We start from the raw sequence: 19071 nt of genomic DNA on the forward strand, positions 1-19071 counted from the left end.
GCTCAGCTGCTTTCACCAATTTAAATATTAATTAGGCCCTGCTGGACTTTCACAGTAAATTTAGCGGAGAAAAATTGGGATTCTGAACTTTTTCTTCGTAAGACTTTTATCAATCATAAAAACTAATTTGAGGGGGGAATAACGATGAATTTAACTGATGAACAATTAAAATTAATCACTGAAGTTGTTTCTGAGCAAGCAATTAAAACGTATAAAGAAGATATGGAGAAACGTGAAATTACTAAGCAAGATTATCGATTGCATAATATTAAGCTGCTTTTAAAGAATTATAGAGCTCTCGTTCTTCACTGCGAAGAACTGATGGATGAATTAGAAGAGTTTAATGAAACATCCATTCAAGAATTAGATATAGAAACAATCAGCTTGGAGTCTATCGAATCTATCAAACGCAGTAAAAGAAAATCAATTTCCATGGTTTACTTTATTCAGGGGAAGATGGAGGCTTACCGGCGTTCCTGTAACGAAAATGAATTAAAATATTATCAAGTGCTGGAAAAAAGATATCTATCAAAGCAGAAATATACTATCTCACAAATTGCGGAATTAGAGAATATTGATGAACGAACAGTACACCGCTATTTAAAAAAGGCGATAGAAGATTTACCGGTTATCTTTTTCGGAGTCTCAGCTATAAGTTTTGCTAACTGATCCTGTTGAAAAACTGTCTTGATAGTGTCATGATGAAGGTGCTAATATTATAGTATAGAAAAATATCCAATATAATTCATAATATAAGTTCAGATTTTATCGGGAAACCACAGAAGTGCTGTAAAAACAGCTGCTTCCGTGGTTTTTTTAATACAAAAGTAATAGTTCATCTTCTATTTGAACAAGAATCTCTGGACCGATACTAATTTTGAATTATATGATGCAGTTAATTGGTTAAGGTTATTCTGGTACAGGTTTTAAACGCTAAGTTTTTATTTATCAGTTATAAGCTTAAAAAGAAGATCTTGTCGTAAAGCTGTCTTGATAGTGTCGTGATGAAGATGCTAGTATGATAGTATAGAAAAATATATAAAATAATTCATATTATAAGTTCAGATTTCATTGTAAAACCACAAGGGTGCTGTAGGAACAGTTACTTTTGTGTTTTTTGTTGTCTCTGCCAAATGATTTGAAAAATGAACCTGTCGTAAAGCTGTCTTGATAATGTCATTATAAGGGTGCTAATATAATAGCATAGAAAAGTTTATAAAAAATCCTGGCATCATTATATAGAAATGTGCTGGTGAACATGAGACATCCATTAACGGATGTCTTTTTTTATAGGATTATATTCTGAATGCTGTAAGGAGGTGATGTCACGTTTTGTAAAATACTAAATATAAATTGAAAGGAGGATTGATATAGTTGTTCTTATAAGCAATAAAACTGCTCGCAGATAACTTATATGAAGCAGTTTAACTACATTTATAATCAATAGTATGAAGTGCTGGCCTTAAATAAGATGTGGTATTACAGCATAATTAATTTACAACAAAGGCAAGGAATAAATCATCAAAAGGATGAAGAACTGATGAAAGCAGACTTTATGCAGCAATTAAACCGTCGAATCAATAGTTTGGATCTGTTTAGCCAAAGTGTTATTGGAGTAATAGATGATGAATACTCTATAGCAATCACTTCTATACCTGGTGCTGATGAAACAATTTATTTCGACGGTACAAGAGATAAAAATTACAATATACAAGTTTCAGCTAAAAGTAAAGACCGACAAGAGTGCTTGGAGAGCTTAACCAGTATTTATAAGGAACTGGAAAGCTTAGACAATCTGCCAAGCGAAAATGATAGTTACAAATTTCAAAGTATCAATATAAATGATTTCCCTGCATTAGTTCTATATGATGAGCAGGGATTTTTTATTTATGAATTATCTATTACTGCAAAAATTACAATACACAAAGGGGTTAAAATATTATGAGCGAATTACTAAAATTAAACATCCAATTTTTTGGACGAGAGAAGAATGCGAAAACAGAATACTATGTAGGTGCTGTTCCAGAGGATGGTACAGAGGAAGTAGAATGGCTGCGTCTGGCAAAATGGATTTCCAGCGTAACAGATGATACAGAAGAAGAAGTAGAAGACATGGCTTTTTACGATGGTGATGGTACACCAGAGGATGATGTTATCAGTGTGAAAAAAACATATGCCTTTGAAGGTATGTATGACGATGAGATTGAGGCAATGAAGTTTATTGCCGGGCTGGAATTTGAGACTGGATCAGGTCGAAAAATCATGTTTAAACAAGTACGCACTAACGGAGATGAATTTGCCGGAGTTGCTACAGTGAAGGATCCTAAAGTAACAGGTGGAGAAGCATCAGAGTACGCAGTATTTGAATGCTCTATCAGCTGGGACCGCCGTCCTGAAAAGACCACAGCTACTCCCTGAGGATCCCCCGAATAACGGGGGAGAAGAACCGAATGAGCCTGAGCCTGAAGATCCAGAAGAATCGGATGGAGCAGGAGAAGAGGAAGAGAGCGACGAATAAGCCGCTCTCTTATTTTATTTTCTCAGAGAAATACGAAATATAGGATAATCTATGAATCTGTTAAAGGATGAGCTGATTCATAGGTTATCTAATAAATTTGAAAGGTGATGAACTGTAATGGCAATTAAGATTCAAACAGAAAAACCCGTCATACCTATTGAAATTGGAGAATTAAATTTTGAATTTCCTGTTGATGATGAGGCAATTAAAAAATTTCGGGATCAAATTCCGAAGTTAAAGGAAGAATTAGAACAACTCGCACCTGAAAATAATGAAGAGGATCAGGAATTAGTAAAGGAGGCGTTAAGTAAAGGATATGACGTCATTTTAGGAGAAGGATCCTTTGATAAAATTTATAAAGTAACACCATCGCTTGTTTACTGCATGCACTATTATTCACAGTTAGCTGAAGGTCTCGAAAATGAATTAAAAGAAAGAGGCTTCTCTGATTCTACACAGGAAAAAGCGCAGAAATATTTACAGCAAAACAAGAAACAACCAGTCAAGAAGAAAAAGTAGTGATAGATTATGCTGAATCTGGCCTATCCGATTAATGATATAGTCGTTATTGATGATGAAAGGTATGAGATAAACCTCGCCTATGATAACGTATTGCGCTTGTTTGATATGCTGAATGATGAGGAATTAACAGATGTCGAACAAATTGAAATAGGCATAGAAATGCTGCTTGGCAAGCCGCTTGATGTAGACTTGGAAAAACAAGAAGAAGTCTTCTTTGCAATTTTTAAAAGTACAATAAGCAAGGAATCGGAAGATAATGCTGCTGTTGATATTGATGGTAATCCGATGCCAATAATGAATAAGGAGAAAGACAATAAGAAGGTTTATTCCATTAAACAGGATGCAGAATACATTTACGCATCTTTTTATCAAGATTATGGAATTGATTTATTTGAAGCGCAAGGGAAATTGCATTGGTACAAATTTCAGGCTTTATTGGCAGGGCTGCGTCAAGATACGAAGTTTAAGGAAGTCATCGAAATCCGTACGATGGAATTACCGTCGGGTAAAGGAGCGGCAAAACATCGAAAACAAGTGGAAGAAGCAAAAAAAGCTTATAAGCTAAATCCTGAATAATGCCTTTTAAGGCGGTGTGGAATTGAAGCTAAAAGAAGTAAGATGTAAAAAATGTAATAAGTTAATTGGGAAAATAAAGGGCATTGCTGAAATAAAATGTCCAAGATGCGCAACGGTTAATACAGTAAATGACCGTTAGAGAGCCCTTGAGCCCCTGTGCTGAAAATTTTAAAGCATGGGGGTGAAGTATGTAAATGGCTGATGGTGAAGGAAAAGTAATTATAAATATTATATTAAACGGTGGACAGGCTGTTCAAGGTTTAGACAATATAAATAATAAAGTAGATGAATTAGATAAAAGTGGAGAAAAGGCAAATCTCAGCATAGGTAAAATCGCTAAATCCGTTTCTGACATTGCTAAAAAAACGGGCGTATTTGATATGCTGAAGGATTCGGTAAATGCAGCTTTTGATGAAATAGCCACAATGGAGCAATTTGAACGAACAATCACAGCCATAACAGGAAGTGCTGAGCAGGCTAATACAGCATTGGATAGCACGAAAAAAATTGTTAGTGGTACAACCTATGGAATTGACACTGCCACAAATGCCGTAAAGGGATTTGTAAATTCGAATATGGATGTAGGTAAAGCGACAGAATCGATTGCTGCCTGGGGGGATGCGGTCAGTCACTATGGTGACGGGTCAAATGAGGCATTTACTGCTGTTACGGAATCTTTGGCCCAGATGGTTGACGGTGGAAAAGCACAAATGGATACCATGAACCAGCTTACAGAAGCAGGAATCCCTGCTTTGCGCATCTATGCAGATGCGACAGGACAATCCGTGGAAGAAGTTGCGAATCAAATGCAGCAGGGTGAAATCTCTGCAAATAGTTTTATGGATGTCATGAATAGTGCATTAAAGGATGGGACTGAAAGTTTCGGAGCTATTGATGGAGCTGCAAAAGACGCAGGATCTTCATGGACTAATTCAATTGACAACATGAAATCAGCAACTGTACGTGGTATTACTGCGATTATCGGATCTATAGATTCGATGCTGGAAAGTGTTGGGCTTCCTAAAATGCAGGAGTTGATTACGGCTTTTGGACCTTTGGCGGTAACTGTATTCCAGCAGGTAGCCGCAAGCTCATTAACCTTAGAAGGTACTTTAAATACACTTAAAAAAGGAATGGAAGGATTGGGGAATGCCGCAAAGTCTGTTTGGGGCGTCATCGCCAGTCATCCAATCATCGCAATTATCAGTGCTGTTGTTGCTTTAGCAGCAGTTATTATTTATTTATGGAAAACCAATGAGAATTTCCGTAACTTCTTTATAAATGCCTGGGAGTCAATCAAAAACGCTGTCATTAACTTAGGTCCAGGTCTAAAAATGCTTGGTAGCCAAATCGCTGATGTTTCTAAAAAGATGTATGATGTATCATTAGATGCTTTTAGTACATCTGTTCAATGGCTTGGTAGTGTAGCAGAAACAACGGGAGAAACATTTTCTAATCTGGCGGGCAGAACGCAGGAATTAATAACCAGTTTAGCAGCTGGTGCTGTAAATGGTTTTAATGCTGCTATGGAATGGCTGGGTAACACAGCAAGAACCGTGAGTGAATTTTTTGCGGAATTGAGAGAACGGATTAATATTGGTCCTGTGCTTGCCGCTGTTATTGGTCCAATAACTACCATCGCAACTGCATTTTTTGGATTGGCAAGTCCAATTGGCTGGGTAATCAAAGGGTTTGCATTGCTGGCAGCACAAACATCCATTTTTTCCGATATCCTTGGAGTTTTTAAAGGCGATATGGCAATTGGTGAAGTGGTAAATAATTTTGCAGCAGATCTCTCTAATTTGATAACTAATCTGGCTGAAAATGCAGTTATCTTTATAGAAAAAGGGACTGAAATGATTGTAGGATTCATTGATGCATTTGCCACAAATCTTCCTGAATTAATCAATGCTGGTGTTGAAGTGATTACAAATTTAATAATCGGTTTGGTATCAGCATTACCTTTACTGATAGAAACTTGGCTGCAGCTTTTTACAACATTATTAGAAGTAGTCGTCATGATCATACCATTGATTTTGGAAATAGGTATTACGATTATAACTACACTAATAGAAGCAATCGTTGTAGCGCTGCCTTTACTGATAGAGACCTGGTTACAGCTTTTTACAACATTATTAGAAGTAGTTGTCACGGTGATACCATTAATTTTGGAAATGGGTATTACGATTATAACTACATTAATAGAAGCAATCGTTATAGCGCTGCCTTTACTGATAGAAACCTGGCTACAGCTTTTCACAACATTATTAGAGGTAGTCATTACGATGATACCATTGATTTTGGAAATAGGTATTACGATCATAACTACATTAATAGAAGCAATTGTTACCGCATTACCAATGCTAATAGAGACTTATTTAACAATTATTATGACTTTAATCGATACGATTACAACTGTGCTGCCGCTGGTTATAGAGGTTTTTCTTCTTTTATTAATGACTATTGTAACGACTTTAATTGAAAATCTGCCGCTAATTATCGAAGCTGGTATACAAATATTAACTGCGTTAATAGATGGAATAATCATCTTGATACCAGCTTTAATTGAAGCTGCTATAACTATAATCATGGCTTTAGTAGAAGCTGTTATTACGAATCTACCAGTAATTTTAGAGGCAGGTATGCAGATTTTAACAGCCTTAATTAATGGCATAATCCAGATCCTTCCACAGTTAATAGAAGCTGGTCTCAACATTATCCTGGCATTAGTTCAGGCAATTATTGGTCTTTTACCTGAGTTATTAAATGCTGGAATTCAAATTCTATTTGCATTAATAGATGGAATAGTAAGTATTGTACCTCAATTGATAAATGCAGGTATCCAGTTACTGCTGGAGCTGGTAAGTGCATTTATCGGCTTACTTCCAGAATTAATAAATGCTGGTATACAAATATTAATGGCCTTAATCCAAGGAATTATCTCTATTGTTCCACAATTGTTAAGTGCCGGTATGCAATTAATACTTCAGTTAGCTGGAGCTATTATTCAGTTACTCCCACAGCTGTTAAATGCAGGTGTTCAGTTAATCACTGCATTAATAGGCGGAATTACACAAATGATTAGTAATGTTGTGTCGGCCGGCTGGGGATTGGTAACAGATTTAGCTGGTGGAATTATTGATAAAGGGAAGGACATTTATAACGCTGCCAAAAATATTATTGGAGAAGGAATTAATGGTGTTAAGGAAAAAGCAACTGATTTCTTTAATGCCGGAAAAAATATTGTTGGCAGTATAGCTGATGGTATTAAGGAGAATGTTGAAAAAGTAAAGGGTGCTATTGGAAATGTAGTACAAAAAATACGTGATTTCCTTCCATTCTCTCCTGCTAAAGAGGGCCCATTAAAGGATATTATGTATCCTGGTATTACCAATTCGCTTGCTAAAAATATTAAGCAGGGAAGCGGTAAGCCTTTAAAAGAAATGCGTTCGTTAACAGAGGACTTGGCTGATGAAATGAATCCTGAGATTACTAACCGGTTGAGGGGCGCGTCTGTATCCCTTGGCAACTTATCCACCCAAGCATCAACTACACAAGTGATTGATGAGAATAGAAAGTGGCTAGTTAAGAATAACGAGGAGGAAAGCAAGCAGCCTGTTATCATGGATATTTATGTTGGAACGAAGAAAATTGCAAGAGAAATAGTTGATGATATCACACATTTACAGGCGAGACAAAATAATCGCAAGCAATACAGACCGAGAGGGGGCATGGCATGATTTTCAATGGAGAAAGTAAAAGCTATATCCGAGTGAGGCGGGAATTATTCCGCCCTCCTTCTCCCCCTATTGAATTTGATACAATTGATTATTCAAAAGGTGGGAGCCGAGTTGTAAAGAAACGATTTACAGGCTTTACATTCACTGTGCCTGTAAAAATAATCAGTCCGAATAAACGTATTGAAGAATTAAAAGAAGAATTATCCGATTGGCTTATTCACGAAGATCCTAAAAAATTGGGTTTTAAAGATATTCCAAATCGTTATTATCTGGCCTATTATGAGTCAATGGAGCTGGATGAACGTCCATATAGTGCTACTGGTGAAATTAATTTTTATCTTCCTGACGGGCGCCGGATTGGAGAAGAAAAAGCGCTTAATATTAGTTCTTCAAATACAAATTATACTATTACTGGTCAAGATAAAGCACCATGGACTGTTGAAGCGGTATTTACTCGTAATACAAATGAATTTGAGTTAATCACAAATCAGGGTCTTTATCTTCTGCTTGGCTATGATTTTATAGAAGGAGATCGTCTGACTATCAAATACGAGGGTAGAGAAGTATGGCTGAATGGCAGGGATTTGAGACATGCTATCAGGCTTAAAACAAATTATGAGCTGTTGAGTCCCGGGAATTTGCAGGTAAGAGCAAGTCATAATTGTATTTTGAAGTATGATGAGAGGTATTTTTAGTGAAATTCGATTATGTATTTTCAGAAATGTTTTAGCCTTTTATAAGTTAATTTTACTCATGGTATATTACAGCTCTAAATTATTGAATTTGAAACAAACGAGTAAATACCCTGATGGAAAGGAGTGAACCTATGGAATTATTCGTATTTTCTCAAGATGAACAACTTTTAACAATCATATCTGAAGATACAGGGCTTGTCGAAGCACTTTACCGAATTGAGGTAAATAGTATTCCGACAGAGCCCTTTTCTTTTACCGTTGAATCTGACCAGAAGGTTGCCGAGCATGTTAAAGAAGAAAATAAAGTAATGTTTAAAGACCACGAAGGCGACTGGCGTTTAATGAATATAAAAGAAGTAGATGATAGTAATGATATAGATGGTCCGGTAACTATAGCAACATGCGAGCCTGCTTTTTTAGCTGAACTAAATGAGCATATTGTAGTAGATCGACAATTTGTGAACCAGACAGCAGACGTTGTATTAGCAGCTGCTGTAGAAGGTACGCGCTGGCAAGCAAGTGTTGAAGTGGAACTAGGTAGAGCAACTGTCAGTTTTTATTATATATCCAGCATGGAAGCAATTTGGGAAACCATTGAGACTTGGGGCGGGGAGTTTAAGGATATCGTGAATTTTGACGAGACAACGAATAAAATTACTGGTTGTTATGTCAAGATTCTTCAACGTTTGGGAGCAGAGAATGGGCAACGATTTGAAATTGACCACAATACTACTGAAATAGGCAGAACAGTTCTTTCTTATCCAAAGACGGCATTATATGGACAAGGGGCCAGCTTGAAAACAGAAAATGATGATAGCACCAGGTATATTGATTTTGGTGATGTGGAGTGGCGGGCAGATCGAGGAGATCCTGTGGATAAGCCATTAGGTCAAAAATGGGTTGGAGACCCTGATGCACTAGATAAGTATGGAATTTTAGAAGAAGGTAAAAAAAGACATCGTGATGGAACCTATAGTAACCAGGATTATGAAGAGCCTTCAGAGCTGTTGTATGCGACATGGGAGTCGCTGCAAAAAGCAAAGAAGCCGGAAGTAAATTACCGTTTATCTGTTGAATTATTCAATGAAAAAGTTAACTTAGGCGATACATGTCAGGCGATTGATCGCAAGTTTGCCAGACCAATAGAAATCCAGGCTAGAGTAATAGCTATGGAATATGACCTGATGGACATTGAAGGTACGATGGTTGTGGAGATGGGGCAGTTTTTGGACTTAGGAGATAATCGTCTCGATAACTTGGAACGTGAAGTAGAAGAGATAAAAAGCCGTCCTCCAAGCGCTAGAATTGATGAAAATAGCTTCCCTGACCGAAAGCCAAGCACACCAGTAGATCTGGAATCATATGGAGGGTTTGAAGTTATCCAGCTGTACTGGCAATATGCTGATGAAATGTTTATTAAATATTATGAGGTATATGGAAGCCGTACAGAGGATTTTGTACCGGATATCCAACACCTTTTATGGCGTGGTGATGTAAGTGCATTTGCACATACTGTCGCTACAGATGAGGTATGGTATTACCGAGTGAGAGCGGTTAATTATCATGGAAGATCGTCTGATTGGAGTGTGCAGGTTCGAGCGGCTACTCAACGGATTATGGATGAAGATATACTTTGGGGGCCAGAAATCGCAGAAAGAATGCGTGAACTCCATCGAATAAGTGATATTATAGGCGAGAATGGTATTGATTTTGACCAGATATCTCAAGAGGCCAAAGACTTGATCCATCAACAAGTTCGAATTTATACAGATGAAGAAATACAGTCTGCGTGGGATGGAATCATGGGAGAGTTAGATATCCGTACAGATTTACTCGATGACAGGGTTACAGATCTTAATCAAAGAGCTGCCGACTTAATCAGCCGCGCTGACGAAACGGAAGATATTTTACGAGAGTATAGTGTCCGTATTGATGAGACTGAACGAGGTCTTGAATTTAAAGCTGATAGCACTGAAATCAATCGTATTAATGGCGAAATAAGAGGTCATGAAACATGGCTAGAAATACTGGATGAAGGTTTGCAGAGTAAGGTTAGTGAAACCTTTGTAAGAGATGCTATTGATGGTATTGAGATTAGCAGCAGGAATTTAGCATCTATAAATGCGGTGAAAAAGTGGTCTGCTGGTTCAATGACTCGGGATGGTTATAAATACACTCTCGCCAACGCTAACGGTAGTACAAATGCTGGATTATATATTGATAGAACACAGTTTAAAAACAGTACTGAATACGTTGTTTCTTTTAAAGTTAAAAAAGTCAGTGGGACAGTATACACTATTGCTGGTCATAGAAATGCGCAATCAAGTATTGAAAAAGTTTATAAAGATGGTGTGCTTCTTGATACTCCTAATGGCTGGAACAGTGGTGACATAAATTATAATAATAGTGCTGACGAGCATGAATATGTAATTTATTTTACAACCAGTATCAATGCTGTTGAAAATAACAATCACCCATTTTATTTACAGCCCAATCGTCCGAGTTATAGTGAATCTTTTGCTGTTGAAGTATGGGATTTACAGCTTGAGGAAGGAAATAAAAAGACTGGTTGGCAACCAGCTCCCGAAGACATCCTATCTGTCCAAGAACATCATAGTACACTGATAGAGCAAAACAGCCGGGAAGTCAGAATCCAAGCCGAGTCAATTATCGATATTGAAGGTGATATTACTAGCGCTCAAGCACGTATTAACGTCATGTCTGAAGAAATTAACGAGCGTGTCACTAAAACAATATACGACCAAGAGACCGGCAATATAAGGCAGTCTCTTGCTGATGTTCGTAATTTTGCAGAGGGTATAGAGCAGACTGTTAGTACCATTGAGATTGGTTCGGTTAACCTGCTAACCAACAGTGATTTTAGTAAAGGATTAACTGAATGGAACTTTCAAAACGGAGTAAGTGCAGGGAATATAGTAACTCAAGAGAATGGTAATTTAATAATTGAAAAGTCATCAAACTCTAATCCTTCATTTCTTAAGATAGGCATAGGTGGGGGGATAGATAATAATAGAAATTTAGTAGCTCAAGTAAAAGCTAGAACAGTATCGGGAATTGGGACAATGAGGACTAGGTTTGGTACTGGCGTAAATTCTTCATCTGAAACATTTGGGAGTAATTTTGAAACGAAGTATTTTAAAGTAACTAAAAATGGTAACAATAATTTTGTATTTGAATTAACGTCAACTGGTAGGCTGGAAGTTGAGCATGTTCAGTTGGAATTCGGTACTATACCAAGTGATTACAGAGTTTCGCAGGATGAATTAAATAAAAGAATGAGTACAACTGAATCTTCTATCACTCAATTAGCCGACGAACTTGAAGTTAAGGTAGACGTTGACGGGATTGTGTCTGAAATCAACCTTAAAAAAGAAGGAATTCGCATAAGTGGTAACCTTATCCACCTTGATGGCTTAACTTTGATTGATGACGCTATTATCCAAAACGCTCATATCGCAAATGGTGCTATCACACGAGCGAAGCTTGGAACAGCGATCATCGGCACGGCTCAAATCGAGAATGCGGCTATTACCAATGCGAAGATAGCCAGCGTAAATGCAGACAAAATTAACGCAGCTAACTTGGCAGCTATATCAGCAAATCTAGGAACAGTAACAGCTGGTAGATTAAATAGTAGTAATAACAATATGGACTTAAACTTAAACACTGGTAGTCTTACGATGCAAAACGCTAACTTCAAGCTTGGTAATGGAGCAGATATAGAGTTTACTCATTTCGGTAACAGGATTTATTATTCTGGTAATTTGAGAGGTACTGCGGGATTAGGTGTAGGTAGGTCGATTAACGATACCTTACCTTTTGCTTTTTTAGGTACTGCAAGCACAAATGACGCAGTAAACCCAAGAGATCAGGATAACTTTTCCGGATTTATCGCTAATAGAATGCAAAGATACCATGAAGATGGCATTGGTAACTCAGTTGTGGGGCATCGGTTCGATGTAAGGAATAGTGCGACAGCTTTTGAGTGGGGATTTATGTTTGACATACGAGGAAATCGAAAAGTGTTAAGAGGCATAAATTCCGGCACTTATAACTACGACTTAGGGGCAACTGGACAGCACTTCCAAAGATTATATGTAAATTCTATCTATTCTACAGAAAGTATCGTGCTGCGTAGCGCTGTTTCGGGATACAGCTCAAGAGGATTCACTGCTGAGCTGACCTATACAAATGGTCTTATGCATTTTCGAGGTACACATTCAGCGGAAAATCACGCTTTAGGTAGGCCTAGTTGGAGATTTCAACAGCTTTACCTTTCTAACTCTCCAAACGTCAGTTCTGATGAGAGGCTTAAAGAGAATATTTCAGACAATCCTTTAGGTCTAGACTTTATAAATCGGGTAGAGACTAAAACGTTCAATTTTAAACTGGCTAGTAACGATTTAGGGTATAAACCTATACAATTAGGCGTAATAGCCCAACAATTGCTTCCTGCTCTGGAATCATACGGCATAGAGCACACTAAACACTCTATCTTAACGCTGGATGAAGATGGATATTTTGGAGTTAAGTATGAGCAGTTCACTATTCCGTTGATAAAAAGCGTGCAGGAAATTGACGTAAAACTAAACGAAGAAATCAATTGGCAGCACATTGAGTATCAAGCTCTTAAAAATAAAGTAACCCAATTAGAAGATAGAGTAAAAGAATTAGAGGAGTTGGTAGCATGATCAAATTACAAAACAAGGACCTGCGAAATGCAGCAGACTTTTTACAGAATACAGTATCAGTTAAAGGGAAGAAAAATGTACACCGTATGCGTATTGTTAAAGCATTGACTGAAAAGGATAAAGAAATCCGGGAAGAAGAGGTAAGTCTCTTAAAAGACTATGCAAAATTGGATAATCGAGGTGAGATTATCTTTCTTGATAATGGACAGCCGATAATCAAAGAGAAGAAAGAGTTTAACGAAGCCCATAAAGCTTTATTTGAAGAATATTTTGTACTAGATGATAACAATCTTGAATTAGCACTTAAAACAGTTGAAAAGTTAGTGAGTGATTTTGATAAGGAATTATCTGGACAGCAGGCAGAAGCACATTTTATTCTTGCAGAAGCTTTCGAAATTGCTAATGAAGAAAACAAAGAGGAGGAGATTGACAGTGATGAATAATTATACTTTTACAGAGCAAAGTTCTAAAAATGTTGAACGGGATGGCGAACAGATAAGGTTGGTAACATTTCGAGGATCTGGACCTAGAGATGGAATCGATAATGAATATTTAAATGTCGATGGCCGAATTGATATCCCGTTAATGGATTATTTTAAGGCAGGTATGGAAAACCGCATTCCTGTACTTATTAAAGATAAAGTTATCGAACAACTGACAGCTAGAGAACAAGAATTAGAAGGCAAAGAGGAAAACGCTGAATAAGTGTTATTTTTTATGCTTTAATTTTCCTCTTGTCATGTCAATGTGGTAATAGGGAGGGGGTGAGAACAAGCCTCAGAAAGTGAAGTATATTTTCTGAACTTTTATCTCGCCCCCTTTCAATTTACTCTATCAACTCCTTTGCTGATCTGTTCCATAAATTATTGAGGATATAGAATTAAAAATGTAAAAAAATGTTGAATAATGAATTTGTATCCTTAAACTTTAGGATTATTAGATTTATTAATTAGAAATAAGGGGGAATTTAAATGAGGCATCTTATAATGAGGTGTCTTTTTTATGGTTTGAAAGATTATAATAATCAATTTTCTAGCCGAAAAGGTTATTTTTATGAGATTAGCACACATATTGGCTGCCCTTTTTATGTCTGAACTAGCAGGGGGTCGATGATGCTACGACAAGAGGAAATAGGAGATATGAATGCATGGAAAGATAGAGTGCAGCAAGATGTTAATGAATTAAAAAGTAATTATCATCTGATGAAAAAAGACGTGGAAGGTTTACAACGTAACGATATCAGGCAGGATAGTCAAATTGAGAATGAGCAAAAAACATTATCTGCTATTCAGGATGATACAAATTGGATAAGGCGTAAAATAACAGGCGCCTTTATTACAGCATTAATTACAGCCATGGTAACTGGTGTTATTGGTGTAGCTGTGGCTAATGTCTGGGGAGGCTGATAAATATGGACAGAGGAACCATCGTAAGGACAGTAGCATTGGTAATTGTTTGGATAAACGTTTGGCTAAAGCAGGCAGGTTTAAATGCCATTCCTGTTTTTAGTGAAGAGGTTATTGCTTTAGGTTTAACCACTGTTGTAAGTGTTTGGACATGGTTTAAGAACAACTATATTACCTGGAAAGGCAAGCAGCAGAAGAAGGTTTTACAGCAAAATCAACTGATTAAATAAGTAGCTGGTCCAAACGGGCAAGCTTCTTTTTTAATAAAAAATAATATATCAATTTTTAGGAGGAATTTTATTATGGCAAAAATTTATTTAGATCCAGGACACGGCGGAACAGATCCAGGTGCATCTGCAAATGGATTACAAGAGAAAAATGTAACATTATCTCTTGCGCTAAAAACTAGAGACATTCTAAATCGTGACTATGAAGGGCACACCATTCGTATGAGCAGGACAAGCGACACAACCCGAAGTCTTGCACAGCGTACAAATGATGCAAACAGCTGGGGTGCTGATTACTTTGTATCTATTCACATCAATGCTGGCGGCGGCACTGGTTATGAAGACTATATTTTTAATGGAAGTGTGTCGAATAACACGGTAACTTATCGTGATAAGCTTCATGCAGAAATTATGAAGCAGGTTGACTTTAACAATCGCGGGAAAAAACGCGCAAATTTTCATGTCTTGCGTGAATCAAGCATGTCGGCAGTTTTAACAGAGAATGGCTTCATTGATACGGTAGCGGATGCAAATAAACTAAAATCAGATGCTTATCTAAACCGTATTGCTTTAGGTCATGCGAATGGTATTGCTCAGGCGCTTGGATTAAGCCGGAAATCTGGTGGTGGAAGCGGTCAAGGATATGTAGAAGTTATTACACCATCCTTGTGGACGTACAATACTCCGAACTGGGATGATCGTGCTGTTATTGTGAGTCAAGGAGAAGTATTTACTGTGGTTGGAGACAGGTTCCAGGTTGGTAATGGTTATATGTATCAGCTTAAGAGTGGTTTGTATATTACTGCTAGTACGCAGTATGTAAGGTATTACACTCGATAAAAAAGTAGAATCTATTTTTGACTGATAGATTGTCTGGACATGCTATCTTGAGCACGTTACAAAATAGTTTGGGACTGCCATGAACAGTGTGTTAAGTGAAGTATTAATGATAGTCAGGGAGTTGACTTCTCCACTTGAAATATACCTGTATTTCAAGTGGAGAAGTAACCTAATAGAATATCGATGTGTAAAAATCCAATGATTAAAGCTAATTAAACGACTAAAAAGGAGAGGTAATTATGGCTGGAAACAATATAATTTTAAGAAATGAATCAAGGGTTTCTTTTGTTAATGAAACTACACATGTAGTGTATGAGGAGTGGGAAAAAGACATTGTTATTGATTTTATAGAGTACTCAACTTCAAGCCAAAATATTTTCCCAATCCTGAATATTGATCAATCTAGACCTAATTATAATTATGATGGACAATTATTTCAAACTGTGAATCCGAATGGGACAAGATGGGTTGCTACACCCTTAAGAATTTCCAATGATGGGCATGCGAACTTTGAAGTGGTAGCTTATGATTCCAGCAGTGGAGAATTCAAGCTAAATCTTAAAACACCTATGATTCTTCCTGGAGGATCGAGGCTTGCCTTTAAGCATAATGGCACTCCGACAGAAAATCATACGGTGACTTATAAAGTAATTTATCGAGAAGTATAGGAGGGATTATATGATTAGAATACCATATGACTTTTCAGGTAACCTCAATCTTCCTTCCTATTCTCAGATGGTTCAAAGGATAATGCAATTTAATAATGTTAGTAATATCGGTAAAGATGAGAGTGGAAATTATGATATGTATATGATTGAAATGGGAAACCTCAATAAACCTACTATCCTTGTAATATCTAGCATGCATGGAACAGAGTGGATGGGGGCTTTATACAGCATAAGATTTATGGAGCAATTGAGGGATAACACATTTAGAGATAAAGCATTTCGAGATAAAGCATTTCGAGCGAAGCTGTTACGGAATTTCCATATCGTTTATATTCCTGTCGTCAATCCTTATGGATTTGACAGGACATCTCATGCTGAAGGGAATAATGTTGGCAGATATAATGTTAATGGCATAGATTTGAACAGAGATTTTAATGATTTCTCCCAAGCTGAATCCAGAAATGTAAAGGCAGTTATGGATAGAGTCAGCCCATTTGCGTTTTTAGACATTCATTTGTTTGGCAGGGGAATGGACGGCAGCAATGGACTAAACTTAATTGTAGGAAACGGTCAATATGAAACGGATAAAATCAGAGATTTATTTGCAAATTCTTTAGAAAGATATGCTAATCAATCTGTGGTTAAATGGGACGGATATAATCAATTATTAAGAGGTCTAGCAAGAAGGTATATGAGGGATAAAAGCAATCCGCATACCCCTTATACACTTTCTTATATAACAGAAATTGTTCGGCCAAGGCAATTAAGCAGTGGGCTTGATGCTCCTTTAAGTGATCAGGAAATTATGAAGTATGGTATGATGTATTTGTTTTTTGTAACGTCTATGGGATATTTTGAGCAGCGGAAGGTTGAGTTGAATTATGGTCCTGTTTTGAGTGTGGAAGATGGGGTGTATCGGACTGTGCGTTATAAAGTTTGAGAAATAGAAAGGCTCTCACCACTTGATAGTAAATATTGAAGAGGCTAGTTATATCCCAGCCTTTTTATAGGATAGTTTTTTAATGAAGAAAATTCCTCCCTTTTATCGAATTTGATTAAGAGGGAGGGAAAATGAATGAAGTAAAAGAGCTTGAGGTATTTAATGGCAGATGGAAATAATTTAAAATCGGATGCCAGGTTAAATGCTGACGCGGTTTAATTTTTTTGAGGTTATTGGTTGTAACTAATTATATTAAAAGGAAAAAATACCATTTGCACTTGTTATCCATTCTTTGTTAATTATTATATATTTTGAATTTTTTATAAATTTTTAAAGGATATTAACGAAGTATGTAGAAATAACTATGTATGGCTTAAAATGTCAATAAGAATAATGACTATAGTTAATTTAACAATAAAAATGGAGGTGAATATATGAAATTTAAAAATTTGACAACAAATAATAAGTTCAGCAGTTGTCCGTTCTTCTCTGGCAAATCTTTTGAACCACTACGAATCTCTTAGTTTATCTTACATTTCTTTATCTTACAGTTTACATTCACTTAATAAATTACTTCTATAATAAAAAGTAAATACAGAAAAAGGGAGAGATTAAGATTATGATACGAAAGGTTACTATTTTATCATTAGCAATAATGATCTTCGCGTCCGTATTCACAATTCCTGCATTCGCATCCAATGGTGGTGCTCAGACAGTTCAACAACAGAAAAAAATGGTTAATATTGCACATCGGGGGGCATCAGGGCATGCTCCGGAAAATACAATGGCTGCTTTTGAAAAAGCCTTTGAAATGAAAGCCGATTATATTGAGATTGATGTACAAATGACCAAGGATGGAGAGCTAATAGCCATTCACGATACAACCGTCAATCGTACAACAAATGGGACAGGATCTGTAGGGGATTACACACTTGAAGAAATTCAACAATTGGACGCCGGAAGCTGGTTCGGTCAAGAATTTGTGGGGGAACGGATTCCTACTTTTGAGGAAATAATCGATACATATCGAGGGAAGATTGGATTATTAATAGAATTAAAATCTCCTGAATTGTATCCGGGTGTAGAAGAAAAAGTCGCTGAAGCCTTAATAGAGCGTAATATGCATAAGCCTAATAACAAAAAAATTATTATCCAGTCGTTTAATCATGAATCTGTGCAACAATCAAAGGAACTCCTGCAGAATATCCCTCACGGTGTCCTTGCTGGTACAGCCTGGGCAAATGTTACTGATGAACAGTTGGCACAATTTGCAACTTATGCTGATTTCTTTAATCCGAATATGAATATCGTTACCGATGAGCTTGTTGACCGTGTTCATAATTCCGGGATGAAGGTATATTCTTATACAGTACGAACGCAGGAACAAGCAGATAACTTATTTGAACGCAATGTGGATGGTATCATTACCGACTTTCCTGAATATGTTTATAGACATCCGGGGAAAAATTAAGGACCTTTAGAAAAAGCTAGTTTGGAATTTAACACTCAGAGAGAAGAAGAGAGAATGCACCTAAATAAATGATATGCTCCCTTTATAGTAGACAGAGAAATAATAAAAATTCTCTCCTGTTATGAAGGGAGTATTTAGTATGTCTAAGAGGTGATCAAACATGAGCTGAATGAACGAATTTAAATCGTGTGGCAAGTATCAGAAAAGAGGAAACCTATAGGGGCTTTACTCTGTGATAAAATGGTGGTGCACTCTTTTCCTCTCCCATTTCTTTTGTCTCGACAACTTAAGGTTAACAGAGAGGAAAAGGAGTGTATTTTTTGTCTTCGCTCCATCTATTGATGGCACGAAGGACACTACCACATTCAGTATAGAGCCTAATCCTCTTTTTATTTCAATGAGTAGTCTTATTATATAATAAATATAAAGGCAACTACAGAGACTACTATTACGAAGTCTTTCGCTGAGTAGTCGTTTTAGTAAGCGTAGAAGCTATGTCTGATTGCATATCATGAGAATATTCCAAGAAAAATATTTCTCAAACTTGTTAGAACGTGGTCAACCATCTTTGCAGGTGAATCCATATTCGGAAAAACAATATAGGTCACAGCTAGCGACCAACCTATAATCATTAAGAAAGAAAACACCATTTTCTCCTTTTTCTTCGTTGATTTTATTTTTGACCATTGATAAATAAACATCAACACTGCCACTGCCGTTACACTAAAAATGTAGACACCTTTCATGTTCTTCACC

At 36.8% G+C, this 19071-nt stretch carries 18 protein-coding genes; 17 read left to right on the forward strand and 1 reads right to left on the reverse strand.

Translation table 11 applies throughout. The annotated features are described in order from the left end of the window. Positions 1 to 144 precede the first annotated feature (144 nt). The 17 genes from OSO01_RS08270 to OSO01_RS08350 all read left to right on the forward strand — a co-directional run bounded on the left by OSO01_RS08270 (position 145) and on the right by OSO01_RS08350 (position 18315). Positions 145 to 669 (forward strand): hypothetical protein, encoded by a 525-nt coding sequence (locus OSO01_RS08270; protein WP_198048554.1) that lies wholly within the window; start codon positions 145 to 147, stop codon positions 667 to 669. 871 nt (positions 670 to 1540) lie between these two features. Beyond that, a complete protein-coding gene (locus OSO01_RS08275; protein WP_186813592.1) occupies positions 1541 to 1945 on the forward strand; it encodes a phage tail terminator protein in 405 nt (134 codons plus the stop codon). Continuing rightward, the gene (locus tag OSO01_RS08280) at positions 1942 to 2418 is read left to right on the forward strand and encodes a phage tail tube protein (RefSeq protein WP_077601566.1); all 477 of its coding nucleotides are present in this window, start codon (positions 1942 to 1944) and stop codon (positions 2416 to 2418) included. The genes OSO01_RS08275 and OSO01_RS08280 overlap by 4 nt, the downstream gene beginning before the upstream one ends. A 217-nt stretch (positions 2419 to 2635) precedes the next feature. Further along, entirely contained in the window at positions 2636 to 3037 is a 402-nt protein-coding gene (locus OSO01_RS08285) for a DUF6673 family protein (RefSeq protein ID WP_147209973.1), read from the forward strand. Between the two features lie 9 nt (positions 3038 to 3046). After that, a complete protein-coding gene (locus tag OSO01_RS08290) occupies positions 3047 to 3616 on the forward strand; it encodes a Gp15 family bacteriophage protein (RefSeq protein WP_147209974.1) in 570 nt (189 codons plus the stop codon). 16 nt (positions 3617 to 3632) lie between these two features. Further along, positions 3633 to 3755, forward strand: coding sequence for a Com family DNA-binding transcriptional regulator (locus OSO01_RS24075; protein ID WP_147209975.1), 123 nt, complete (start codon positions 3633 to 3635; stop codon positions 3753 to 3755). Positions 3756 to 3810: 55 nt separating this feature from the next. Beyond that, positions 3811 to 7356, forward strand: coding sequence for a tape measure protein (locus OSO01_RS08300; protein ID WP_147209976.1), 3546 nt, complete (start codon positions 3811 to 3813; stop codon positions 7354 to 7356). Next, positions 7353 to 8051 (forward strand): distal tail protein Dit, encoded by a 699-nt coding sequence (locus OSO01_RS08305; RefSeq protein WP_147209977.1) that lies wholly within the window; start codon positions 7353 to 7355, stop codon positions 8049 to 8051. The genes OSO01_RS08300 and OSO01_RS08305 overlap by 4 nt, the downstream gene beginning before the upstream one ends. Before the next feature lie 131 nt (positions 8052 to 8182). Further along, on the forward strand, positions 8183 to 12763 hold the full coding sequence (locus tag OSO01_RS08310; protein ID WP_186813593.1) for a phage tail spike protein: 4581 nt from the start codon (positions 8183 to 8185) through the stop codon (positions 12761 to 12763). Continuing rightward, positions 12760 to 13206 carry a hypothetical protein gene (locus tag OSO01_RS08315; protein ID WP_147209979.1) on the forward strand — a complete coding sequence of 149 codons (447 nt, stop codon included), beginning with the start codon at positions 12760 to 12762 and terminating at the stop codon, positions 13204 to 13206. The genes OSO01_RS08310 and OSO01_RS08315 overlap by 4 nt, the downstream gene beginning before the upstream one ends. Beyond that, a complete protein-coding gene (locus tag OSO01_RS08320; RefSeq protein WP_147209980.1) occupies positions 13196 to 13468 on the forward strand; it encodes a hypothetical protein in 273 nt (90 codons plus the stop codon). The genes OSO01_RS08315 and OSO01_RS08320 overlap by 11 nt, the downstream gene beginning before the upstream one ends. Positions 13469 to 13875: 407 nt before the next feature. After that, a complete protein-coding gene (locus OSO01_RS08325) occupies positions 13876 to 14169 on the forward strand; it encodes a hemolysin XhlA family protein (RefSeq protein ID WP_147210140.1) in 294 nt (97 codons plus the stop codon). A gap of 5 nt (positions 14170 to 14174) precedes the next feature. Further along, positions 14175 to 14399 (forward strand): phage holin, encoded by a 225-nt coding sequence (locus OSO01_RS08330; RefSeq protein WP_147209981.1) that lies wholly within the window; start codon positions 14175 to 14177, stop codon positions 14397 to 14399. 72 nt (positions 14400 to 14471) lie between these two features. Beyond that, positions 14472 to 15236, forward strand: coding sequence for an N-acetylmuramoyl-L-alanine amidase (locus OSO01_RS08335; protein ID WP_147209982.1), 765 nt, complete (start codon positions 14472 to 14474; stop codon positions 15234 to 15236). A gap of 239 nt (positions 15237 to 15475) precedes the next feature. Beyond that, entirely contained in the window at positions 15476 to 15904 is a 429-nt protein-coding gene (locus OSO01_RS08340; RefSeq protein WP_147209983.1) for a hypothetical protein, read from the forward strand. A gap of 10 nt (positions 15905 to 15914) precedes the next feature. Continuing rightward, positions 15915 to 16844: a DUF2817 domain-containing protein gene (locus OSO01_RS08345; protein ID WP_147209984.1), complete on the forward strand. Its 930-nt coding sequence runs from the start codon at positions 15915 to 15917 to the stop codon at positions 16842 to 16844. 619 nt (positions 16845 to 17463) lie between these two features. After that, positions 17464 to 18315 carry a glycerophosphodiester phosphodiesterase gene (locus OSO01_RS08350; RefSeq protein ID WP_147209985.1) on the forward strand — a complete coding sequence of 284 codons (852 nt, stop codon included), beginning with the start codon at positions 17464 to 17466 and terminating at the stop codon, positions 18313 to 18315. Positions 18316 to 18824: 509 nt separating this feature from the next. Here OSO01_RS08350 and OSO01_RS08355 read toward each other — a convergent pair. Then, positions 18825 to 19061, reverse strand: a complete 237-nt coding sequence (locus OSO01_RS08355; RefSeq protein ID WP_077604205.1) for a hypothetical protein — start codon at positions 19059 to 19061, stop codon at positions 18825 to 18827. Positions 19062 to 19071: the final 10 nt, after the last annotated feature.

This window comes from Oceanobacillus sojae (assembly GCF_007991515.1).
GTDB classification, from domain to species: Bacteria; Bacillota; Bacilli; order Bacillales; family Amphibacillaceae; genus Oceanobacillus; species Oceanobacillus sojae.